Here is a 22,299-nt window from a genome sequence, read left to right on the forward strand (position 1 = left end):
TTCCCGGCGACATATCGTTAAGGAGAAGGACTGCGTGGAAATTTACGAGAACGAAAACGAGCAGCTCGACGCGGTAAAGCGTTTCTTTGCTGAAAACGGCAAAGCGCTGGCGGTGGGTGTGGTATTAGGGATTGGCGCGCTGGTTGGCTGGCGTTTCTGGAACGGTTCACAGGTGGATTCCGCTCGCGAATCGTCGCTGCATTATCAGAATGTGATGACCGATGCGCGCGCAGACGATCCGAAAACCCTGAGCGCGGCGCAGCAGTTTGTCGCTCAGAATCAAAACAGCTACGGTGCGCTGGCCGCGCTGGAACTCGCGCAGCGTTACGTGGATAAAAACGATCTCGCTCAAGCCGTGCAGCAGTTACAGCAGGGCATTGAGAACACGAAGGACGAGAATCTGCGCTCGCTGATTAATCTGCGCCTGGCGCGCATTCAGATCCAGCAGAAACAGGCTGATGCCGCGCTGAAAACCCTGGAAAACGTAAAAGGCGAAAACTGGTCGGCGATGGTTGCCGATCTGCGCGGTGATGCGCTGCTGAGCAAAGGCGATAAGCAGGGCGCGCGCGATGCCTGGAGCAAAGGGGCGGATGATAAAAATTCTCCGGCGCTTGGCGATATGATGCAGATGAAAATCAATAACTTGTCCATCTGAGAGGGACCCGATGCAATTGCGTAAATTAGTTCTGCCAGCGATGCTTTCCGTCACGCTGTTAAGCGGTTGCTCACTGTTTAGCGGTGAAGAAGACGTGGTGAAAATGTCGCCGCTGCCGACCGTCGAAAACCAGTTCGCACCGGAAGTCGCCTGGGACACCTCTGTAGGTAGCGGGATTGGCGATTTTTACTCTAACCTGCACCCGGCGTTCCTTGATGGCAACGTCTACGCGGCCGATCGTCGCGGTACGGTGAAAGCCGTCAACGCGCAGGACGGTAAAGAAATCTGGAGCATCGATCTCTCTGAGAAAACCGGCTTCTTCTCCCGTAACCGTCCGGCGCTGCTCTCTGGCGGCCTGACCGCCGTCGGCGCGCACGTATACGTGGGCAGCGAAAAGGCGCAGGTTTACGCGCTGAATACCTCTGACGGCTCCATCGCCTGGCAGGCCAAAGTGGCGGGTGAAGCGCTTTCCCGTCCGGTCGTCAGCGATGGTCTGGTGCTGGTTCATACCAGCAACGGTATGCTGCAGGCGCTGAACGAAAGCGACGGCGCGATTAAGTGGACCGTTAACCTGGATATGCCGTCGCTCTCGCTGCGCGGTGAATCCGCACCGGCGTCCGCGTTTGGCGCGGCGATTGTCGGCGGTGATAACGGCCGCGTCAGCGCGGTGCTGATGCAGCGCGGCCAGTTGATCTGGCAGCAACGCATCTCGCAGGCGACCGGCGCGACGGAAATCGATCGTCTGAGCGACGTCGATACGACGCCGGTTATCGTCAACGGCGTGGTTTACGCGCTGGCGTATAACGGCAACCTGACCGCCCTGGATCTGCGTTCTGGTCAGATTATGTGGAAACGCGAGCTGGGCTCGGTGAATGACTTCATCGTTGACGGCGGACGTATCTACCTGGTAGACCAGAACGATAACGTGCTGGCGCTGAATGTGGAAGGCGGCGTTACGCTCTGGACACAGACGCAGCTACTGCACCGTAACCTGACCGCGCCGGTGCTCTATAATGGATCGCTGGTAGTGGGCGACAGCGAAGGTTACCTGCACTGGATGGATACCGATAACGGGCGTTTCGTGGCTCAGCAAAAAGTGGACAGCTCTGGCTTCCAGACCGAGCCGGTCGTGGCGGATAACAAGATCCTTATCCAGGCCAAAGACGGTACGCTCTACGCGATTACGCGTTAACAGACAGGCGTAGCACAGCTAAAACGGCTCCTGATTATTGCAGGGGCCGTTTCCTGTTTTCTGAAGCCCGTGGATTTTCTGCGGGTTTAACAATGATTTATCAGTAATGAGGCTTTAAGAATGATACCTGTGGTCGCGCTGGTCGGGCGCCCTAACGTCGGAAAATCCACGTTGTTCAACCGTTTAACCCGCACCCGGGATGCGCTGGTAGCGGATTTCCCGGGGCTGACGCGTGACCGCAAATATGGTCGTGCCGAAGTGGAAGGACGTGAATTTATCTGCATCGATACCGGTGGTATCGACGGTGCGGAAGAGGGCGTGGAAACCCGCATGGCGGAACAGTCGCTGCTGGCGATTGAAGAAGCCGATGTGGTGCTTTTCATGGTGGACGCCCGCGCTGGCCTGATGCCTGCGGATGAGGCTATCGCTAAACATCTGCGCAGCCGCCAGAAACCGACGTTCCTGGTCGCCAACAAAACTGACGGTCTCGATCCGGATCAGGCCGTTGCGGATTTCTATTCGCTTGGTCTCGGTGAAATTCACCCGATCGCGGCCTCGCACGGCCGTGGCGTGACGTCGCTGCTGGAGCACGTACTGGTGCCGTGGATGGACGATGTCGATCCGCCGGAAGAAGTGGATGAAGAAGCCGAATACTGGGCGCAGTTTGAAGCCGAGCAGAACGGTGAAGTCGTCGAAGAAGAGGAAGACGACTTCAACCCGCAGGATCTGCCGATCAAACTGGCTATCGTCGGCCGCCCGAACGTTGGTAAGTCAACGCTTACTAACCGTATTCTTGGCGAAGACCGCGTCGTGGTCTTTGACATGCCGGGTACCACGCGCGACAGCATCTACATTCCGATGGAGCGTGACGGGCGCGAGTTCGTCCTTATCGATACGGCGGGCGTGCGTAAACGCGGCAAAATCACCGATGTAGTTGAGAAGTTCTCGGTTATCAAAACGCTGCAGGCGATTGAAGACGCGAACGTCGTGCTGCTGGTCATTGACGCCCGTGAAGGTATTTCGGATCAGGATCTCTCGCTGCTGGGCTTTATCCTTAACAGCGGTCGTTCGCTGGTTATCGTCGTCAACAAGTGGGATGGCCTGAGCCAGGAAGTGAAAGATGAAGTGAAAGAGACGCTGGATTACCGTCTCGGCTTTATCGATTTCGCCCGCGTACACTTTATCTCCGCGCTGCACGGCAGCGGCGTAGGCAATCTGTTTGAATCGGTACGCGAAGCCTACGACAGCTCCACGCGCCGCGTCAGCACAGCGCTGCTGACCCGCATCATGAAAATGGCGGAAGAAGACCATCAGCCGCCGATGGTGCGCGGCCGCCGCGTGAAGCTGAAATATGCGCATGCGGGCGGTTATAACCCGCCGATTGTGGTGATCCACGGCAGCCAGGTAAAAGACCTGCCGGATTCCTATAAGCGTTATCTGATGAACTACTTCCGCAAATCGCTGGATGTGATGGGCACGCCGATCCGCATTCAGTTCAAGGAAGGCGCGAACCCGTTCGCCAACAAGCGCAATACCCTGACACCAAACCAGCTGCGTAAGCGTAAGCGCCTGATTAAGCACATCAAGAAAAGTAAATAACCGGAGCGGGAGTCATTATGACTCCCGCTGTGTTTTTAAGGAGGTATCTCGTGGAATTACGTTGTCCGAACTGTCAGCACGAGCTTGAACAAAGCGAGCGCGGCGCGCATTGCTCGGCGTGTCATCAGGATTATCGGGTTGAGGCGCGCTGTCCCGAGTGCCACCAGCCGCTGGAAGTGCTCAAAGCGTGCGGCGCGGTGGACTATTTCTGCCGTAACGGCCACGGACTGATTTCCAGCAAACGCGTGGAATTTACGTTACAGGCGCATTAGTCGCAGATGCAGTCTTCGCCGCGCTTCCAGAGCTCGCGCAGCCCTTCCGGCGCGGTGTTTTCCGGCACCAGCAGAACGATGTCGGCGTAGCCTGCCTGATTATGCTGCGTCCAGAGGATCTGAATGCGGAAATAGCGCTGATCGCCGCGCCCTGGCGAATCGGGCTGGCCCGGCGGGGACGCCTCTGGCAGCGCCTGATGCAGAATATCGATAAGCCGCTGACGCTGCCGGGCGTTTAACTCAGCGACGGCGATGCGCCGCTGTCCGGCCAGGCGTGGCATATACGCCACGCCGCCTTCACGCGCCAGCTCCACGACGGCGTCATCCGTCAGATCTGGCAAATCCATTACAACACTCCTGTGGTTTTCCACGCTTGTTCAATGGCCTGCGCCACGCTGTCGCCGGAGCGTTTACGGCCATGCTCGATAGTCAGCTTCGCGAAGCTTGCGAAATCCGCATTCTGCGAGAGTGAGCGGTCACAAACTGTGTCATACCATGCATAACCGGCTTTTTCCCAGGCGTAACCGCCAATGGCTGTCGCCGCCAGATAAAACGCGCGGTTCGGAATGCCGGAGTTGATATGCACGCCGCCGTTATCTTCACGCGTTTTCACATAGTCTTTCATGTGGCCAGGCTGTGGATCCTTGCCGAGCAGCGGGTCGTCATACGCGGTGCCGGGCTCTGACATTGAGCGCAGCCCTTTGCCGTTAATACCTTCCGCCAGCAGTCCTTCGCCGATGATCCAGTCCGCCTGATCTGCCGTCTGCTGGTGCTGATACTGTTTCACCAGCGAGCCGAAGACGTCAGAAAGCGATTCGTTGAGCGCGCCCGCCTGCTCGAAATAAATCAGCCCGGCTTCGGTTTCCGTCACGCCGTGACTGAGCTCATGGCCCACCACGTCAATGGCGATAGTAAAGCGGTTGAAGATTTCACCGTCACCGTCGCCGAAGACCATCTGCTGCCCGTTCCAGAAGGCGTTCTGGTATTCGCGTCCGTAATGGACAGTACCGCTCAACACCAGCCCTTTGTTGTCCAGCGAATCGCGCTTATAGGCTTTCCAGAAAAACTCGTGCGTGACGCCGAGATAATCATAGGCTTCATCCACGGCGACGTCGCCATTCGAAGGCTCGCCTTCGCGGCGCACGATCTGGCCTGGTAGTTCTTCGCGATTCTGCGCGTCATAGATATCGCGCTCCAGCTCGCCTTTCGCGGAAACGTGCGCGACGGCGGCTTTCGCATGGTGATGCGCCATCAGGGTCTGGACGTGGGTGAGGGTCTGGCGCGCTTTCTGCTGCTGGGGCTCTGAGCCATGATCGATAATGCGGCGCAGAATATACGGGGGAATGACGGTTGGATAACGTGACTGGTTCATAGGGTCTCCTTACACGGCAAGTGCCGATGAAAAAACCAACACTTGCAGTATAGTTCGCGACCAGACAGGCGCCCCTGAGGTTTATCCTGTTTTCTTTTTGCGCGTTTTTTTGGCGGGCGTAATCTGGCGCACCTCGCTTTCCACCCAGCCGTCCGCGAGCCGCGTGGTTAGCGTATCGCCGGGCTGCACCTGTTTCGTCGCTTTAAGCACGTTGCCATCCTGCGCCGTGGTGACGCTGTAGCCGCGCGCCAGCGTCGCCAGTGGGCTGACAGCCTCCAGGTGCGTGATGGCGTTGCCAAAGCGCTCTCGCGTGTGGCTCAGGCGTGCGGTGACGAGCTGTGCAAGGCGATACTCCAGCTGCTGAATACGCGCCGAGGCGCGGTGCAGACGCGGCAGCGGCTGCTGCTGGTTAAGGCGTTGCGTCAGGCGAGTCTGACGCTGCGTGGCCTGGCGCATCCGGCTGTCCAGCGCGTTGTCCATACGCTGGCGCAGGCGCATCAGCAGCGTCTGCTGGCGGGCAAGGCGCAACTGCGGGTGTTGCTGCTCAAGACGGTGATGCAGGCGCGTAAAACGCTGCTGGCGGTTGGCCAGCGAATAGTCCATCGCCATTTCCAGACGCTGCTGTAACCCCTGCACCTGGCGCAGCAGCTCCAGCTGGTTGCGGCTGACCATTTCGGCGGCGGCGGACGGCGTCGGCGCGCGTAAATCCGCGACGAAATCGGCAATGGTAACGTCGGTCTCATGGCCGACGGCGCTAACGATGGGAATGCGGCTCGCGAAAATCGCCCGCGCGACGCGCTCGTCGTTAAAGCTCCACAAATCTTCCAGCGAGCCGCCGCCGCGCCCGACGATTAACACGTCGCATTCGTCACGCAGATTGGCAAGCTCAATGGCGCGCACGATCTGCGCGGGCGCGTCGTCGCCCTGTACCGCGGTGGGGTAGATAACCACCGGCAGCGACGGATCGCGGCGGCGTAACACATTCAGCACATCATGCAGCGCCGCGCCGGTTTTCGACGTAATCACGCCGACCTGGCGCGCCGGGGAGGGCAGCGGTTTTTTCAGCGCCGGATCGAACAACCCTTCGGCGGCGAGCTGCTGCTTGAGCTGTTCATAACGCTGTTGCAACAGGCCTTCACCGGCGGGCTGCATGCTTTCGACGATGATTTGATAGTCGCCGCGCGGCTCGTAGAGCGTGATAGTGGCGCGCACCAGCACCTGCTGGCCATGTTGCGGACGAAAGGTAACGCGGCGGTTGCTGTTGCGGAACATCGCACAGCGCACCTGGGCGGTGTCGTCTTTCAGCGTAAAGTACCAGTGGCCGGACGCGGGCTGGGTGAAATTCGAGATTTCGCCGCTGATCCAGACCTGGCCCATCTCCTGTTCAAGCAGCAGACGTACGCTCTGGTTAAGGCGGCTGACGGTAAAAATTGAGGGTGTCGGAGTAAGCGGCATGTGAGCTGGATCAAATTTTAAATCAGCGGGTTATTCAATCGATAGTAACCTGCGCGCTGACTATCGCAACCTTTTTTCGCAAAAAAATGTAGAAGCAATCGGTTACGCTCTGTATAATGCCGCGGCAATATTTTATCTGTTCTCATTCACCCCAGGTTGAGATATTGCCCATGCTACGTATCGCTAAAGAAGCACTGACGTTTGACGACGTTCTCCTCGTTCCCGCTCACTCTACCGTTCTGCCGAATACCGCGGATCTCAGCACTCAGCTGACCAAAACCATCCGCCTGAACATCCCGATGCTTTCAGCGGCGATGGACACCGTAACGGAAGCGCGTCTGGCGATTGCCCTGGCGCAGGAAGGCGGCATCGGCTTTATCCACAAAAACATGTCTATCGAACGTCAGGCTGAAGAAGTCCGTCGCGTCAAAAAACATGAATCCGGCGTGGTCACCGACCCGCAGACCGTACTGCCGACCACGACCCTGCGCGAAGTAAAAGAACTGACCGAGCGCAACGGTTTCGCTGGCTACCCGGTTGTGACTGAAGAGAACGAACTGGTTGGTATCATTACCGGCCGTGACGTGCGCTTCGTGACCGACCTGAGCCAGCCCGTCAGCGTTTATATGACGCCGAAAGCGCGCCTGGTAACCGTTCGCGAAGGCGAGTCCCGCGACGTCGTACTGGCGAAAATGCACGAAAAACGTGTTGAGAAAGCGCTGGTCGTGGACGACAGTTTCCACCTGCGCGGGATGATCACCGTGAAAGATTTCCAGAAAGCCGAACGTAAACCGAACGCCTGTAAAGACGAGCAGGGCCGTCTGCGCGTAGGGGCGGCGGTAGGCGCAGGCGCCGGTAACGAAGAGCGTGTTGACGCGCTGGTTGCCGCAGGCGTTGACGTTCTGCTGATTGACTCCTCCCACGGCCACTCCGAAGGCGTGCTGCAACGCATTCGCGAAACCCGCGCGAAATACCCGGATCTGCAAATCATCGGCGGTAACGTGGCGACGGCCGCAGGCGCGAAAGCCCTGGCGGACGCGGGCGTCAGCGCGGTGAAAGTCGGCATCGGCCCGGGCTCCATCTGCACCACCCGTATCGTGACCGGCGTGGGCGTACCGCAGATCACCGCGGTGGCGGACGCGGTTGAAGCGCTGGAAGGCACCGGCATTCCGGTTATCGCCGATGGCGGCATTCGTTTCTCCGGCGATATCGCCAAAGCAATCGCCGCTGGCGCAAGCGTCGTGATGGTCGGCTCCATGCTGGCCGGTACGGACGAATCTCCGGGCGAAATCGAACTCTACCAGGGCCGCGCTTACAAATCCTATCGCGGCATGGGCTCGCTGGGCGCGATGTCCAAAGGCTCTTCCGACCGCTACTTCCAGACCGATAACGCCGCTGACAAGCTGGTGCCGGAAGGCATCGAAGGTCGCGTGGCGTATAAAGGCCGTCTGAAAGAGATAATCCACCAGCAGATGGGCGGCCTGCGCTCCTGCATGGGCCTGACCGGCTGCGCCACGATCGATGAGCTTCGCACCAAAGCGGAATTCGTGCGCATCAGCGGCGCGGGCATTCAGGAAAGCCACGTACACGATGTGACCATCACCAAAGAGTCTCCGAACTACCGTATGGGTTCTTAATTTTCCCCGCCCGGCGTTCGCGCCGGGCGTTTACTTTGTATCAGCTACTTTCTGGAAAACGCGTCAATGACGGACAACATTCATAAGCATCGTATCCTTATCCTCGACTTCGGTTCTCAGTACACCCAACTGGTGGCCCGCCGCGTGCGCGAGCTGGGCGTTTACTGCGAGCTGTGGGCCTGGGACGTGACGGAAGAGCAAATCCGCGGCTTTAATCCGAACGGGATTATCCTGTCCGGCGGCCCGGAGAGCACCACGGAAGAGAACAGCCCGCGCGCGCCGGAATATGTCTTTAACGCCGGTGTGCCGGTACTCGGCGTCTGCTACGGCATGCAGACCATGGCGATGCAGCTCGGCGGCCACGTGGAAGGCTCTAACGAGCGTGAATTCGGCTATGCGCAGGTAGAGGTCAAAACTGACAGCGCGCTGGTGCGCGACATTCAGGACGCGCTGAGCGCCGACGGCAACCCACTGCTGGATGTCTGGATGAGCCACGGCGATAAAGTGACGGCCATTCCGTCTGATTTCGTGACCGTCGCCAGCACCGAAACCTGCCCGTTCGCGATTATGGCGAACGAAGAGAAGCGTTTCTACGGCGTACAGTTCCACCCGGAAGTGACCCACACCCGTCAGGGCCTGCGTATGCTGGAGCGCTTCGTGCGTGACATCTGCGAGTGCGAAGCGCTGTGGACGCCGGCGAAAATCATCGACGACGCGGTTGAGCGCATTCGTCAGCAGGTGGGCAACGATCGCGTTATCCTGGGCCTGTCCGGCGGCGTGGATTCCTCTGTGACCGCGATGCTGCTGCACCGCGCGATTGGCGACCGTCTGACCTGCGTCTTCGTCGATAACGGCCTGCTGCGCCTGAACGAAGCCGAGCAGGTGATGGACATGTTTGGCGACCACTTTGGCCTGAACATCGTTCACGTTCCAGCGGAAGCACGTTTCCTTGACGCGCTGGCGGGTATCGACGAGCCGGAAGCCAAGCGTAAAACCATCGGCCGCGTATTCGTGGAAGTGTTCGATGAAGAAGCGCTGAAGCTGGAAGACGTGAAATGGCTGGCGCAGGGCACCATCTACCCGGATGTGATTGAATCCGCGGCGTCTGCCACTGGTAAAGCGCACGTGATCAAATCTCACCACAACGTGGGCGGTCTGCCGAAAGAGATGAAAATGGGCCTCGTCGAGCCGCTCAAAGAGCTGTTTAAAGACGAAGTTCGCAAGATTGGTCTGGAGCTGGGCCTGCCGTACGACATGTTGTACCGCCATCCGTTCCCGGGGCCGGGCCTGGGCGTTCGCGTTCTGGGCGAAGTGAAAAAAGAGTTCTGTGACCTGCTGCGCCGCGCCGACGCTATCTTTATCGAAGAGCTGCGCCGTGCGGATCTGTACGACAAAGTGAGCCAGGCATTCACCGTATTCCTGCCGGTGCGCTCCGTTGGCGTGATGGGCGACGGCCGTAAATATGACTGGGTGGTCTCGCTGCGCGCGGTAGAAACCATCGACTTCATGACCGCTCACTGGGCGCACCTGCCGTACGATTTCCTGGGCCGCGTTTCCAACCGCATTATCAATGAAATCAACGGTATTTCCCGTGTAGTTTATGATATCAGCGGTAAACCGCCCGCGACCATTGAGTGGGAATGATCGGCAGCTTTCCGACGCGTTCATAAGCGATTAAACGTGAATCGACCCTCTGTTTTTACAGAGGGTTTTTTTATGCGTTTCATGGTTTTCTATGTAACGCAGTTCCTGACGGTAAACCTCATTTCTACTGATGTAAAACAAAGTATAAATGTGAATACAGGAATACAGGAATACAGGAATACAGGAATACAGGAATACAGGAATACAGGAATGGTGCAGGATTATAAAGATAGTCAATTTTGCCTTTTTAATGATGTATTGAAAATCATGCTCATCAAGCTATAAGCTTTGACCCGCTCCCTTCTAATTAATGTAGTGCGGACTTATCAAGGTCCACTTCTGGCAGTCAGCGGAAGTGTTAGAAATTAATCAGCGCGCTACATCCCAGCACAGGCAGCCACTTTCTATACGGCCTCCCTGTCCCCCTCTTCAACACCTTATCTACTCAACTTTCCTGCGAAGTCAGATAAATGAAACGTTTTATTTCAGACTGAAAAAAGATTTGAGTTTTATAATTTTTTGACATTTATATTTTTTTGTTCTGAAAAATTAAATAATAGTCGAAGAACCTGGATCTCATTATGGTTCTTATATTCCGGGAGATAATGCGCATCTGTTTCTGGTTGTACGTTCTGTTATCTCTTAAAGGAGTATATGAATATGCAAAATGATTTTGAAACAAGCCAGGTGAACTGGCGTACCAATCTGACCGGTGAACCCGTATCATCAGATGATACTGAACTGATGGCTCAGGTAAGTCAGATGGATGCTGCGGTGTCTAATTCATCCGGTACAGGCATATGGGATACGATGAATATAGATTCTTCCGTTGCCTGGCTATGGGAAGATGCTAAAAACTGGCCCTCAAGCTCGGCTGCGATTACGCTGATGTGGCAAAATATTCGAAAAATGGCAATACAGGAGCAAACTACTGCCTCTGATTTTTATCTCTCAGCTCAGCTTCAGACTGCTATCATTTATGCTGTCGACTGGGTAAATCTGCATTGCTACAACACTACTATTGCGCAAGAATATGATAACTGGTGGGACTGGGAAATTGGTTCACCTGAAGCGTTGAACGATGTTCTGTGCCTGTCGTCTGCATACCTCCCATCTGCTTTAAATTCGGCATGTATTGCAGCAATTAATTATTTTGTTCCCGATCCGACTGTGCGTAAGGCTACTGGTGTGGTGGAAACTGGCGCGAACCTACTCGATAAATGCTTCATTGCAATGCTGAGCGGTGTTTTGTCACAGGATAACACCAGGGTGCAACAGGGCCTGACCGACGCTGGAAGCGTATATGAATATGTCACCGATGGGGATGGATATTATCATGATGGGTCATTTATTCAGCATGCTAACGTGCCGTATACCGGTGGTTATGGTGAGGTCTTACTAAGCAGAACCTGTGATATTTTCATTCTTTTAACGAATACATCATGGATTGGTTCTCTGGCAAATGTTGAAAATATTTATACGACTATCCCTGAGACTTATGCTCCTACATTGTACAGTGACATTGATTTTGATATGACCCGTGGACGGGGGATCAGCCGAGAAACATCACCGGCACATAGCGTGGCACGGGTACTTTTATATGATATTTATTTTATTTCCGGGAGGCATACCTCAACGGATTATCAGTACACATGGGCAACATTTGTCAAAAGTGCCATCAGTTCTGACAAGTTTTACGAAGATTATTACCGCGGGTTGTCGCTCTCACAAATCCAGACGTTGAGAGCATTGATGAATAATCCGGATATCCCTGTTGAAAATGACTACCGGAATGAAAATAAAATGCTGGCTGCCATGTGCCAGATGATTCATCAGAAAGGGACTTTTGCCTGCGGACTTAGCTTGTTCTCTCATAAAATTACTGCATTTGAATATGGGAATGGCGAGAACAAGCAAGGATGGTATACCGGTACAGGAATGTTATATATTTATAACGCTAACAGTACTCAGTTTGATAAAAATTACTGGCCGACGGTTAATATGTTACGGCTTCCGGGTACGTTAACCGATGGGATGAGCGGTGTCCTTTCCGACTGGCAACTTTATCCCAATGCTGATGAGCGTAACTGGTGCGGTGGTGTCAGTAATGGGATAACAGGACATGCCAGTCTTATTTACAATCTTGAGGGCGTAACAGGAAGCTCACTGTCAGCTGTAAAATCATGGTTCATGCTGGACGATCAGATTATTGCTCTGGTGGCCGGAATTAGCAGCTCAGATTCTGCCCCGGTTGAGTCAATTATTGAAAACAGGCAGCTCAACGATGCTGAAACGCAGACCCTTCAGGTAAACGGCATAACTATTCCTGCGTCAACAATGCAACAATTTGAAAATGCTACCTTTGCTACTTTGACCGATGAGGTGAATCAGGCACCTCTCGGATATGTTTTTTTTGCGCCTGTTCCCCTCATAGCTGAGAATGTGTCCAGAAGTGGAGCATGGCAATGGGTCAATGATGGAGGAAGTGAGACTCTTGTCATACAACAGTACGCCACGCTCAGCGTTCCTCATGGAGAATATCCCACGGGGCAGAAGATAGCTTACGCTATTTTGCCCAATTACTCGCCTGAACAGACGCGGAGCTATCAAGCCAATCCACCAGTCCGCATCATTAATAATGATGAGCGCCAACAGGCGATTGCTTTGACAGATAATTCTGTATGGGGAGGGAATTTTTATCAGCCCGGGAGTCTTGAGTTTGTTCAGGCCAATACATCGGGATCCATACTCATTCAGCAGGTCGGCGATGACTGTATTATGGCCTTTTCTGACCCAACGCGAAGCCTGTCAGAAATACAATTTATTCTAAACGCTCTGCCTGTCAGCAGCGTCGTCAGCAAATCGCCAGAAATTCAGATTGTATTTGATGAAGTTGCTCAAACATTAAGTGTAACTGTGGATACGTCGTCAATGAATGGGGCGTCAGGTCAGCTTGTTATGCGCTAACCTGGTTCGATATCCAGGCTTGTGCCAGTTATTTTATTGGGGCCACAACCGCTTTATGCAGGCCCCAGTTATTTTAGCCACCGGGTATTAACCGGATTTTTCACACTCTCATAACGTTTTCAACAATTATAAACCAGCGAGTTATTAATGCTGCCAGTACCCACCTGAAACAGGCGTGCTTTGTCACTATTAACTCAGGTTATAGCGTATTACTGTACCGTTCGTTACTGCGCCTGAATACGGGAAAATAATTAAAAACCCTCCGTTATTGTTATAAGTATAGTTATACTCGAAGATTCCTTTTCCTGAGGGGACGCCTGATGTATTGCAGGAAATATAATGATAGGCAGCTTGTGCCGTACCAGAGCAGATCACAGCAATGCCACTCAGACATACCATACATAGAATTGATTGTATTATTTCATTAGCTAAGCTCTTTCATGTCTTTTTTTAATTTAAATTATACCTGAATCCAACGCGGATTTGATATTCATTTTTCGTGTCATCTCCGTCCTGGTATTTATCGAGATAACCCAATTCGAAGAAAGGATAAAATCGAGTAGTAGCATGAAAATTAAAAATAAAATTATGCTGGAGAGTGTGATTTTTTCCATTCGCATAGTTAAATTCATCACTGTGTACTTTGCTGTAATAGGTAGGGTTATATTGCACATAAAAATCGGGTGTAAAGTATTTGGTAATATATAAATCTACACGATGTTCTGAAGAGTCGTCCCAGTCCCCATTTAGGGTCTGGGAGTCATGATTCTGATGGTTATAACGGTAACGCAGGACACCCGTGAAAGTTGGATCGAAGTGATAACCTATTCCAAGATAGGGGTCGATACGGGAACCTGCTGACTCCCAGTGAAACACGGTGCCGGGTTCAAGAAAAAATTGGCTACGGCCGAGTGGAAAAGGTTTGTTCAGCTCTACTTCCTGATAGCTACTCTTCCACTGATTCAGGTGCTTTCCGAGATCGGAATCCGTTTCAAAACTCCAGTACATATTTTTCAGTATGCTGTCTGGATCCTGTACCACGCCTGTCAGCATCAGTCGCTGAAGAAAACCTTCACTGGCGGTATGGTACTGTGTGCGAGGCGCGAAATAGACGGTCGTAAAAGGCGTATATTTTACTGATTGACCCGGTGCCGTCACTGTTGTATCCGCATAGCTATATGCTGATACGCTACCTAATACAATAGACAGAATAATAACATTATTACAGAGTTTCATTTTATATTCCTTCCATAAGACACAGAGAAACACTCTCACTGCAAAAATGGCAGGGAGGCATAAACGTTAAATTTTTATATTGAGATGTAATTACCAGTACAGCTTCCAGTTTTTAATAATACGGGTGATACTTTCCATAAAGAAATAATCGCCCCATGAACAGCACTCATCCACACCAATATTTCCATTAAAGTGATAGACTGAGTGTTTAAGCAACCCTGCACCGGGAATATGCTCCCGATTATAATAGTGGTCGATCATATTTCCGACCATACGCAAGGCAATGCTCTCATAGCTTGCGCGGTTGGGATGAGAAAGCGGCAAATGTTTTATCATTTCCAGCAAACCACAGGCGACAATTGCTGTAGATGAACTGTCCCGACAGCTTGTTGGGTCGGTCAGCGCCAGATCCCAGTAGCACACCAGATCATCCGGAAGCCGATTAATGAAATAATTTGCCAGCTTCTGGCTGAGTGTCAGTAAATCTTCATTACGGGTATAACGATAATTCAGCAGAAATCCATACACGCCCCACGCCTGGCCGCGAGACCAGCAGGAATCATCCGCATAGCCCTGGTGCGTATTGCCGTAACGAGGCTCTCCTGTATGCACGTCCATAAAGAACGTGTGCCAGGTCGAACTGTCCGGGCGTACTATATAGCGGCTGGCTTGAATGATATGCGTGGTGGCGGCCTGAGCATAACGTTCATCCCCGGTAATAAGGCTGGCCTGGTATAACAGCGGTAAATTCATATTACAGTCGATAATCATTCGTCCCTGTTGTTGCGGATTATCCAGCTCGCCCCATGCCTGAATAATACCGCAGCAAGGGTGATAACGTTCCATCAGCGCATCTGCTGCCAGCAGGGCAATATAGCGCGCCCGCGCATTGTTAGTAAGCGTACTGGCACTAAGGCAGGACAGGCTGTAAAGAAAACCGAGGTCATGATGATTGGTGTTGTTTCGGTGAATAATACGCTCGCCGAAAGACTGAACATGCTTTTCTGCCAGAGTTCGGTATTTTTGATCGCCGCTCCATTCCCATGCCAGCCAGAGTTGCCCGCTCCAGAAGCTGGTGGTCCATTCGACATTATCAATAACCGGGTAAAGACCATTCTGACAGGCGGCATCCGGGAATCGCTCCTGCCAGCAGGCCATATTACGGTCAACGGCCTGTAAAATATCGGGCACGATCTGCTTAACTTTCTCCAGGATAACATCGCGCTCACCTGGTGCCAGTTTTACCTGGGAAATCGCTTCTTCATGAATATTCTGCAACATAGTTTTCTCGTATCGTTTCTTAATTTAATGCTTGATCTGTATGGGAGGCGGAGGTGACTTTTTTATGCTTTTGACAATCAGAAAGTGTGAAAGCCGACACAATCGTAAACAGTAGTGAAATGGTGCCCATAATCAGATACGTATGTTCAAAACCTATGGTGTCATAGGCGTAGCCAGCGGGAGGGGCAACCACGATGGAGCCCACATAAACCATGGCCTGATAGCCAAGCAGATACATGGTCGCGTTAATCCTTTTGTCGAAGTGCTCAGCAATGTACTTGAAGACGGAGACCAGAATCAGCGCGATTTCAATCCCGTAAAGCGGTTTTACAAGACAGATGATGAGAGGGTCGGTTGTCAGACCCGAGATGATAAGGCGCAAACTGACGATCAGGCCTGTGAGCAGCATCCCCTGTTTGGCGCCAATCCGGTTGACCAGCGCAGGAACCAGCATCATGCCAAAGAATTCGGTACACGACTGGGTCGTGCTCATATAACCAAACATGGCATTACCCTGTTCTTTGGTGTTAAAGAAAGTGACGAAATAACGGGAGAACTGCTGTTCGGCAATAAACATCATCCAGGCCACGCCTGCAATATACAGAGCGAACATCCAGAATTTTGGATTTCTGAACAGATGAAACACATCCGCGATAACAATTTTATCTTTAGACAGAACGCTATTTTCTTCCTGCCCGAAATGATCAACTTTAAGTGAAATTAGCACCAGCAACATACACACTGCAGATACGCTGCCGATGGTAAAGTTAATTATTGGGGAAATGTTATAAACGTAGCCAGAAAACGATGCAGCAACCGCCCATCCCAGTGCGGCCCACATTCTGATACGACCGAACTCCATATTATACAGGCGGCTAAAACGATCCACATAAGACTCTTCAGCGGCTACACCCGCGTACCAGCCGAAGCTGAAAAATAACGCGCCAATGATCATGCCTGCCAGAAAGTGACTTTGTAGTAAGGGCAAGTAGCACCACAGATAAAAAGGGGCCATCAGTGCGGAAATAAGGCAGACGAAATAGAGCAAATGCTTTTTCATGCCGGTTTTGTCCATGATAAAGCCATATACAGGTTTAACCAGGACGGCAAACACACCGTTGACGGCAAAAACCGTACCGATATCAATTGCACTCAGTCCCGCTTTATCACCAAGCCAGATAGCATACATACCGAAACCGGCAGACCAGGTGAAAGTAAATAAAAAGACAAACAAGCTGAGCTTTATATACGCTGAGCGTGTGGATTGTAAGACTTCAGACATAATGTACTCCATTTAAAAGTCACGGTGATGAGTTGCTATGTAATGGAAATGGCCCTGCCAGAAAGCGTGAGTTTCGGGTATAGGTCATCGAATGTGATATTTGTCGGTACAGGTAGCTGCTTCTGCATGGAAATTAATGGAGAACCCGTCTTCACCGCTTTCAGTTGTCGTGGAGCAGATGCTTGGTAAATGCGGAGTTGTCCCCGTAGGGATGGCAGCAGCCAGGTAATCACTCCCACATCCGGCCAGGGAAACCATTCACTGCGCAGCCACGCATTGGCCATCACGACGTCCCGGCACTCACGACGACCGCTAAAGTAGCTGTCATCGGTACTGAGCATCAGCATCCAGGCATGCTCCTGATGAGTGTCATAAATGATGAACTGACTCGCTTCAGGAATAGCCTGGACCGGTTCCAGCGGCTCAGCGATGTCGGCCGGGTACGGTGTCGAGGTTTCACCCATTTTGATTCGTGAATGGCCAGGCGAAAAATGTCGTGCCGCATTCGCTATCCAGCACAATGCGATCTGAGGGTGATTTTGCTTGCCGTGCATTCTATTCACTTTCTCTTTCCGGACTGGAATGGCGCACAGTAAAAAACTAAAACACCATTTTAATTGTGATTTCTGTCGAATTTTAGAGCGGTAGAGGAAAGATAAAATGAATTTTGCTGGCGAAAAGCAGGAAAATTTCACGATATTAACGAAAGTTTAATTTTACTAACAATGGAGGGTGACATGGAAAAAGAAAACCTGAAGGGAGAAGCATGCTGCCTGGAACGGATTTCTCTCAAGGAGAACTCCATTTATTTTAATCGAATGCTGGAAGATGTTCCTGCCAATTATTATCACTGGCATCAGTGTATAGAGATCCTTTTTGTCTCCCGTGGAGTGGGAATTGTATTAGTAGATCATCGAAAATATACGATCCGTCCCGGAAGGCTATTTATTTTCCCTCCGGGTAAATTACACAAGGTGTTTGTTGAACAGAGTCCGCGGAATAATTATCACCGTACAACCCTTCATTTTAACGCTCTGACCGTTATTCATTATCTCCGGGATTTCCCACGACAGCAGTCAGTGCTGCGTCAGATAAGTGAACGGAGTGAACCTGCTCGGGTGTTTGATATCAGTGATATACAGGATTATGTGGAATTATTGTTGGTACGTTTTGAAAAACAGATGACAGATGATTTTTTTTCGGTTAGCGACAATGTATTTCTGATCATGCAGCTACTGAGTCTGTTGCCACAGGCTGAAACCGAATCCGGACAGAAGACATTTTCCACTCGGCTTATTCGCTGGATTGACGAGCATTATCATGAAAGCTGTTCGCTGGAAGAAATTGCGGCAGTAGCAGGATGCTCTCTGGGCCATACGTGTCGTCGTTTCAATGATGAAACGGGAGGAACGCTTCAGGAATACCTGACAATGCGGCGTTTACGGCAGGCCTGTGAACTTCTGATTCATACACAACTCAGTGTCAGAGAAATTGCGGGAAAAGTGGGATATTTGGGTTATGCCTGGTTTATCACCAGCTTCCGTAAGCATATAGGGAAGTCTCCTCTTCAGTACAGAAAGGCTTACCGTCAGTAACTTAAATACTGGTTATATCAGTCAGCCGAAAATAGGATCGCCATAAATGCAGGAGAATGTTTCATGTCCCCAATATGGGCTGTCAACAGGCTGCTGTCTGCTCCAGTTTTAGCGTGGTCATAAGCAGCAATTATCCGTTCAGCACGTGGGGTTGCTTTGATGGTGTGGTTGATGGCGTCATGCAGGATCCTGTAATTCTCTTGATGTTCATTCGCCAGGGCATTTGCATGTTGGAAGACCGCAAGACCGGGCTGATTTCCAGGAAGAGCAGGGTTGCATGAGGTCTTATTGGTGGTCTAAATATGGTCTGTATCAAAACCGAGACATGACCACCAGGCTAATGAACAATGAAAGTAGAGACAATCAGCTACGTTAAAAAGAACGCAGCAACGCTTGATCTGTCAGAACCCATCCTGGTCACACAAAATGGTGTGCCTGCTTATGTTATCGAGTCCTGTGACCAGCAGCAGGAGCGGGAAAATGCCATTGCTTTGCTGAAGCTGCTTACCTTGTCAGAGAAAGATAAAGCTGATGGGCGCATGTTCTCGAAAGACCAGTTGCTGAGTGGACTTAAGGATTAAACGTAGCGCGCTCAACGTTAAGGGATTTCCATGGAACAGCAGGTGACCTTTGAGTACACGCTTACGGTAAAGCACTGCATTGATACAATTGAGGGTTTCCTGCGCCGTGTTGATACTGATTCACACCCGGTTATCGCAGATATTCTCACACAGTTTGAGAATACCGTTGGCCAGTTCCCGCTGGTCTGCCAGATTTGCCCTGAACTCCTGAAAATTGGCTGCGCAAAATACCGGGAGTTTAATAACGCTGAAGGCTATCGGGTTTTGTATTCCGTAGACGGAACCTTAGTGACCGCGCATGCGATCCTGGCGCATCGGCAGGATGTCCAGCCGCTGCTGTTTAAGCGTCTGATAATGGCCTGAGGGTATTAAGAAAGGTAAAAATTATCGTTTACCTATAGTTTTCAATGCCCTCCAGCCTGATAAGAATGGCGTTATAAATCGCTCCGCTCCATTCCCGACAAACGCAGAGTGCAAGATCGCCAGCAGGCGCGTTACTGCCCTTACGCTTTTGTAATAGCTGAATATCAGCGCTATAAATTATTTATCAGCTAATCAGTACTTCGCTGAATACATACCACATTATGCTGTCCCGGCTTTACTTTACATCCAGGCTTATAATCATGGAAGGAATGGAACAAAAACGCCCGCTCATAATCGATTGCGGGCGTTTTCTGACGTCGCAAAGGGAGCTTAAGACACTAGCGTGGCTGCTGTTGCTGCGAGGAGGCGTCGAGAGACATGCTGATTTGCTGGGCCTGGACTTTATCCTGGTGGTGATACCACGCGCCGACGGCGGAGTAGATAAAGCGACCAAAGAAGAAAAGAAAACTGATAAGCAGTACAATACGGGTCATTCGACCGTTAAATCTGTCCCGTCTTCGTATGCTGGTGGCCTGTGACACGCCTTTACCCTTCAGGTTTACCCGTCAACTGCGGGCGACGTAAATATTAAGGCACAGCGAGACGAAGAGGTCAATTATTCATCATGTAAAATTCTGTACGGATCCGCCGAATCTGTTTTTTATTAATGGATTTAAGCAGTTGATGAATAAAGTGATAAAGGTCTTTTTCTGCAAATGCCGGTTCCCGTCTGGTGCGGCTGCATGAGTTGATGTATATCAATGGAAAGCGGTTTCCTCTGGCTAAGATTGGTTAACCGCGCCGCGTTCGGCTCCGGTCTGTCGCGCATATCAACAGCCAGGTCGGATGCCTGCCTGAAATTCTTGCCCGGGAACGGGAGTCTGGTATCGAGCATCTATGTTATCGGTTGAAACACTCAAGAAAAATAAAGACAAATGGTGGGCCCTGCCGCTGGTATTACCGCTGCTGTTATTACCACTCGCCCGCGCCGGGAATACCTACGTCCATATTGAAGGCGGTCTGGTGGTGCTTTATTACCTGCCGCTGTCGCTGCTTAGCGCTTTCATTATGATTTATGGTCGTCGCGCGCTGCCCGGCATCGCCCTTGGCGTCGTGGTTTATTATCACCGCAACGTCGGGCTGTTAGATCTCTCTGTCACGTTGCTGAATTTTTTCGTGCCGACCATGCTGAGCTGGGCGGGCTACCGCATTTTCGCGCCAGGTCAACATGCCGTTTCCTGGTGGCACGCTCGCAGCGGTTCGCAGCGCATGTTCTGGCTGGTGTTTTTCAATGCTTCGGTGTTTATGCTCTTTTACCAGATAGCCGCGTTTCTCGGGCTGTATGAGCGGCCGACATCGCTGACGGGCGATAACCCTTTTACCGTGCTGACGCTTATCAGCTACCAGGCTGTGCTGGTCGGCTGCCTCACTGGCATGCCATTTTTCTATCTGCTTATCCGCGTGCTGCGCCATCCACGCTATCTCAAAAGCTTTCTCTCCCAGGCGCGGGCGCAGCGCGATAAGAAAGTCAGCAAAGCGGAAGTGGTTATCTGGCTTGGCATTATTCTGTTCCTGCTCGGCTGTCTGGTGCAGCCGACGAGCGATAACAGTTCGCTGTTCAGCACCACGTATACGCTTTCGCTGCTGCTGCCTGTAATGCTGTGGGGCGCGATGCGTTTCGGCTATTTCTTTATTACCACCGCCTGGACGCCAGTGCTGGCGCTGCTGTGCCACTACTACTATCTCTATTTCCCGTCGGTGCCCGGCTACGAAACCCAGATGGTGATAAATACCTCCAGCTACGGCGTGTTTTCACTGGTCATCGTGTTCATGGCGCTGACCGCCACTCGCCAGCGCGCGATGCACTTGCGCGGCCGTCGTCTGGCGCTGATCGACCCGTTAAGCCACATGCCGAATCTGCGGGCGCTGAACCGGGATCTCGGCAAAGCGCCCTGGTCGGTGCTGTGCTTTATGCGTATTCCTGAGCTTGAGCTGCTCGGGCGTAACTACGGGGTAATGCTGCGCATTCTCTACAAGCAACAAATGGCGGCGTGGCTGCGCCAGATCCTGCTGCCGGATGAGCTGGCGTATCAGCTTTCCGGGCACGATGTAGTCCTGCGTATTCATACGGAATCCTATCTCGAACGCATCGACGCGCTGGATAAACGCGTGCGGCAGTTCCGCTTTATGTGGGATGGTATGCCGTTACAGCCGCAGGTCGGCATCAGCTACAGCTTTGTGCGCTCGCCAGTCACGCATTTGCATCTGCTGCTTGGCGAAATGAGCACGATGGCGGATTTGTCGCTTGCCACCAATCAGCCTGAAAGTTTGCAGTGTCGCGGCGCCAACCATGTGCAAAAAGCCGTGAAGCTGAAAGTGGATATGCTCAACCGCTTGCAGCAGGCGCTGGATAACCATCACTTCCGTCTGATGGCGCAGCGGATCGAAGGGATGCGCGGCGACAGCTATTACGAAATCCTGCTGCGTATGCGCGGCGATGACGGCGAGCTTATCGCGCCGGAGATTTTCCTGCCGGTGGCGCATGAGTTCGGCCTCTCGTCGCGCATCGACCTGATGGTGCTGGAAAGCACGCTGAAATTCATGGACGAATGGCGCGAACAACTGCCCGCCAGCCGTTTCTCCATCAACCTGACGCCTGCCACCGTCTGCCGCGTGCCGTTTCCGGGTGAGGTCCAGCGGCTGCTGGCGCGTTATCACGTTGAGCCCTGGCAGCTGATTTTCGAAATCACCGAAAGCCAGTCGTTCACCAATGTGGAACAGACGCAGGTCACGCTCTCAAGGCTGCGCGCAATGGGGTGTCGTATTGCGATTGACGATTTCGGCACCGGCTACGCCAGCTATGCGCGGCTGAAAAGCATTAACGCCGATATTTTAAAAATCGACGGCAGCTTCATTCGCAATATCGTTACCAGCAGTCTGGATTATCAAATTGTCGAATCGATGTGCCATCTGGCGCGGATGAAGAACATGCAGGTGGTGGCGGAGTATGTCGAAAGCGAAGAGATTAAAAACGTCGCCTGTTCGCTCGGTATCGATTATCTGCAAGGGTATGTGATTGGCAAACCGCAGCCGCTGGAGTCGCTCATTGTGGCGAAACCGGAAACGGCGACGCGATAGTTAAAAAAAACGGTGAGCCAGGCTCACCGT

At 52.3% G+C, this 22,299-nt stretch carries 19 protein-coding genes; 11 read left to right on the forward strand and 8 right to left on the reverse strand.

Translation table 11 applies throughout. The features are described from left to right. Positions 1 to 34 precede the first annotated feature (34 nt). From AB8W27_RS05425 to AB8W27_RS05440, 4 genes are all read left to right on the forward strand, one after another. Entirely contained in the window at positions 35 to 655 is a 621-nt protein-coding gene (locus tag AB8W27_RS05425) for a YfgM family protein (RefSeq protein WP_015742099.1), read from the forward strand. A 10-nt stretch (positions 656 to 665) separates the two neighbouring features. Further along, the gene (gene bamB / locus AB8W27_RS05430) at positions 666 to 1,847 is read left to right on the forward strand and encodes an outer membrane protein assembly factor BamB (RefSeq protein WP_015742098.1); all 1,182 of its coding nucleotides are present in this window, start codon (positions 666 to 668) and stop codon (positions 1,845 to 1,847) included. A gap of 120 nt (positions 1,848 to 1,967) precedes the next feature. Continuing rightward, positions 1,968 to 3,446 (forward strand): ribosome biogenesis GTPase Der, encoded by a 1,479-nt coding sequence (der, locus tag AB8W27_RS05435; RefSeq protein ID WP_007763176.1) that lies wholly within the window; start codon positions 1,968 to 1,970, stop codon positions 3,444 to 3,446. 50 nt (positions 3,447 to 3,496) lie between these two features. Then, positions 3,497 to 3,718 carry a zinc ribbon domain-containing protein gene (locus AB8W27_RS05440; protein ID WP_015742097.1) on the forward strand — a complete coding sequence of 74 codons (222 nt, stop codon included), beginning with the start codon at positions 3,497 to 3,499 and terminating at the stop codon, positions 3,716 to 3,718. Here the strand turns inward: AB8W27_RS05440 and AB8W27_RS05445 are convergent. The 3 genes from AB8W27_RS05445 to xseA all read right to left on the reverse strand — a co-directional run bounded on the left by AB8W27_RS05445 (position 3,715) and on the right by xseA (position 6,545). Further along, positions 3,715 to 4,065, reverse strand: a complete 351-nt coding sequence (locus AB8W27_RS05445) for a protealysin inhibitor emfourin (RefSeq protein ID WP_015742096.1) — start codon at positions 4,063 to 4,065, stop codon at positions 3,715 to 3,717. The two genes, AB8W27_RS05440 and AB8W27_RS05445, sit on opposite strands and share 4 nt — an antisense overlap. Then, positions 4,065 to 5,090 carry a M4 family metallopeptidase gene (locus AB8W27_RS05450; protein ID WP_015742095.1) on the reverse strand — a complete coding sequence of 342 codons (1,026 nt, stop codon included), beginning with the start codon at positions 5,088 to 5,090 and terminating at the stop codon, positions 4,065 to 4,067. The genes AB8W27_RS05445 and AB8W27_RS05450 overlap by 1 nt, the downstream gene beginning before the upstream one ends. 81 nt (positions 5,091 to 5,171) lie before the next feature. Continuing rightward, the gene (gene xseA / locus AB8W27_RS05455; protein ID WP_015742094.1) at positions 5,172 to 6,545 is read right to left on the reverse strand and encodes an exodeoxyribonuclease VII large subunit; all 1,374 of its coding nucleotides are present in this window, start codon (positions 6,543 to 6,545) and stop codon (positions 5,172 to 5,174) included. Between the two features lie 170 nt (positions 6,546 to 6,715). Between xseA and guaB the strand changes: the two genes are divergently transcribed. The 3 genes from guaB to AB8W27_RS05470 all read left to right on the forward strand — a co-directional run bounded on the left by guaB (position 6,716) and on the right by AB8W27_RS05470 (position 12,793). Further along, the gene (gene guaB / locus AB8W27_RS05460; RefSeq protein WP_015742093.1) at positions 6,716 to 8,182 is read left to right on the forward strand and encodes an IMP dehydrogenase; all 1,467 of its coding nucleotides are present in this window, start codon (positions 6,716 to 6,718) and stop codon (positions 8,180 to 8,182) included. Between the two features lie 66 nt (positions 8,183 to 8,248). Then, the gene (gene guaA, locus AB8W27_RS05465; RefSeq protein WP_015742092.1) at positions 8,249 to 9,826 is read left to right on the forward strand and encodes a glutamine-hydrolyzing GMP synthase; all 1,578 of its coding nucleotides are present in this window, start codon (positions 8,249 to 8,251) and stop codon (positions 9,824 to 9,826) included. Between the two features lie 654 nt (positions 9,827 to 10,480). Then, positions 10,481 to 12,793 carry a polysaccharide lyase 8 family protein gene (locus tag AB8W27_RS05470; protein WP_015742090.1) on the forward strand — a complete coding sequence of 771 codons (2,313 nt, stop codon included), beginning with the start codon at positions 10,481 to 10,483 and terminating at the stop codon, positions 12,791 to 12,793. A gap of 450 nt (positions 12,794 to 13,243) precedes the next feature. On the opposite strand, the gene AB8W27_RS05475 is transcribed toward AB8W27_RS05470, so the two are convergent. The 4 genes from AB8W27_RS05475 to AB8W27_RS05490 form a co-directional block, all read right to left on the reverse strand. Next, positions 13,244 to 14,029 carry an oligogalacturonate-specific porin KdgM family protein gene (locus tag AB8W27_RS05475; protein ID WP_015742089.1) on the reverse strand — a complete coding sequence of 262 codons (786 nt, stop codon included), beginning with the start codon at positions 14,027 to 14,029 and terminating at the stop codon, positions 13,244 to 13,246. A gap of 90 nt (positions 14,030 to 14,119) precedes the next feature. After that, on the reverse strand, positions 14,120 to 15,310 hold the full coding sequence (locus AB8W27_RS05480) for a glycoside hydrolase family 88 protein (protein WP_015742088.1): 1,191 nt from the start codon (positions 15,308 to 15,310) through the stop codon (positions 14,120 to 14,122). 19 nt (positions 15,311 to 15,329) lie between these two features. Next, entirely contained in the window at positions 15,330 to 16,592 is a 1,263-nt protein-coding gene (locus tag AB8W27_RS05485) for an oligosaccharide MFS transporter (protein WP_015742087.1), read from the reverse strand. Between the two features lie 35 nt (positions 16,593 to 16,627). Further along, the gene (locus tag AB8W27_RS05490; RefSeq protein ID WP_015742086.1) at positions 16,628 to 17,146 is read right to left on the reverse strand and encodes a hypothetical protein; all 519 of its coding nucleotides are present in this window, start codon (positions 17,144 to 17,146) and stop codon (positions 16,628 to 16,630) included. 183 nt (positions 17,147 to 17,329) lie between these two features. Here AB8W27_RS05490 and AB8W27_RS05495 point away from each other — a divergent pair, with 183 nt between their 5' ends. From AB8W27_RS05495 to AB8W27_RS05505, 3 genes are all read left to right on the forward strand, one after another. Beyond that, positions 17,330 to 18,187 (forward strand): AraC family transcriptional regulator, encoded by an 858-nt coding sequence (locus tag AB8W27_RS05495; protein ID WP_071820309.1) that lies wholly within the window; start codon positions 17,330 to 17,332, stop codon positions 18,185 to 18,187. 347 nt (positions 18,188 to 18,534) lie between these two features. Next, positions 18,535 to 18,768 carry a type II toxin-antitoxin system Phd/YefM family antitoxin gene (locus AB8W27_RS05500; RefSeq protein WP_015742083.1) on the forward strand — a complete coding sequence of 78 codons (234 nt, stop codon included), beginning with the start codon at positions 18,535 to 18,537 and terminating at the stop codon, positions 18,766 to 18,768. 30 nt (positions 18,769 to 18,798) lie between these two features. Next, positions 18,799 to 19,131, forward strand: coding sequence for a hypothetical protein (locus AB8W27_RS05505; RefSeq protein ID WP_015742082.1), 333 nt, complete (start codon positions 18,799 to 18,801; stop codon positions 19,129 to 19,131). Between the two features lie 338 nt (positions 19,132 to 19,469). Here the strand turns inward: AB8W27_RS05505 and AB8W27_RS05510 are convergent, their stop codons facing one another. Next, positions 19,470 to 19,673, reverse strand: a complete 204-nt coding sequence (locus tag AB8W27_RS05510; RefSeq protein ID WP_071820308.1) for a YfgG family protein — start codon at positions 19,671 to 19,673, stop codon at positions 19,470 to 19,472. A 355-nt stretch (positions 19,674 to 20,028) separates the two neighbouring features. Between AB8W27_RS05510 and AB8W27_RS05515 the strand changes: the two genes are divergently transcribed. Continuing rightward, positions 20,029 to 22,269 carry an EAL domain-containing protein gene (locus AB8W27_RS05515; protein ID WP_041923811.1) on the forward strand — a complete coding sequence of 747 codons (2,241 nt, stop codon included), beginning with the start codon at positions 20,029 to 20,031 and terminating at the stop codon, positions 22,267 to 22,269. Positions 22,270 to 22,299 lie beyond the last annotated feature (30 nt).

The organism is Cronobacter turicensis (assembly GCF_041222865.1).
GTDB classification, from domain to species: Bacteria; Pseudomonadota; Gammaproteobacteria; order Enterobacterales; family Enterobacteriaceae; genus Cronobacter; species Cronobacter turicensis.

Coding starts and splice junctions, on each gene's coding strand:
- AB8W27_RS05515 (WP_041923811.1), top strand. CDS start 20,029: ATGTTATCGGTTGAAACACTCAAGAAAAATAAAGACAAATGGTGGGCC.
- bamB (WP_015742098.1), top strand. CDS start 666: ATGCAATTGCGTAAATTAGTTCTGCCAGCGATGCTTTCCGTCACGCTG.
- AB8W27_RS05485 (WP_015742087.1), bottom strand. CDS start 16,592: ATGTCTGAAGTCTTACAATCCACACGCTCAGCGTATATAAAGCTCAGC.
- guaA (WP_015742092.1), top strand. CDS start 8,249: ATGACGGACAACATTCATAAGCATCGTATCCTTATCCTCGACTTCGGT.
- AB8W27_RS05450 (WP_015742095.1), bottom strand. CDS start 5,090: ATGAACCAGTCACGTTATCCAACCGTCATTCCCCCGTATATTCTGCGC.
- AB8W27_RS05495 (WP_071820309.1), top strand. CDS start 17,330: ATGGAAAAAGAAAACCTGAAGGGAGAAGCATGCTGCCTGGAACGGATT.
- AB8W27_RS05480 (WP_015742088.1), bottom strand. CDS start 15,310: ATGTTGCAGAATATTCATGAAGAAGCGATTTCCCAGGTAAAACTGGCA.
- AB8W27_RS05470 (WP_015742090.1), top strand. CDS start 10,481: ATGAATATGCAAAATGATTTTGAAACAAGCCAGGTGAACTGGCGTACC.
- xseA (WP_015742094.1), bottom strand. CDS start 6,545: ATGCCGCTTACTCCGACACCCTCAATTTTTACCGTCAGCCGCCTTAAC.
- AB8W27_RS05445 (WP_015742096.1), bottom strand. CDS start 4,065: ATGGATTTGCCAGATCTGACGGATGACGCCGTCGTGGAGCTGGCGCGT.
- AB8W27_RS05500 (WP_015742083.1), top strand. CDS start 18,535: ATGAAAGTAGAGACAATCAGCTACGTTAAAAAGAACGCAGCAACGCTT.
- AB8W27_RS05475 (WP_015742089.1), bottom strand. CDS start 14,029: ATGAAACTCTGTAATAATGTTATTATTCTGTCTATTGTATTAGGTAGC.
- der (WP_007763176.1), top strand. CDS start 1,968: ATGATACCTGTGGTCGCGCTGGTCGGGCGCCCTAACGTCGGAAAATCC.
- AB8W27_RS05490 (WP_015742086.1), bottom strand. CDS start 17,146: ATGCACGGCAAGCAAAATCACCCTCAGATCGCATTGTGCTGGATAGCG.
- guaB (WP_015742093.1), top strand. CDS start 6,716: ATGCTACGTATCGCTAAAGAAGCACTGACGTTTGACGACGTTCTCCTC.
- AB8W27_RS05505 (WP_015742082.1), top strand. CDS start 18,799: ATGGAACAGCAGGTGACCTTTGAGTACACGCTTACGGTAAAGCACTGC.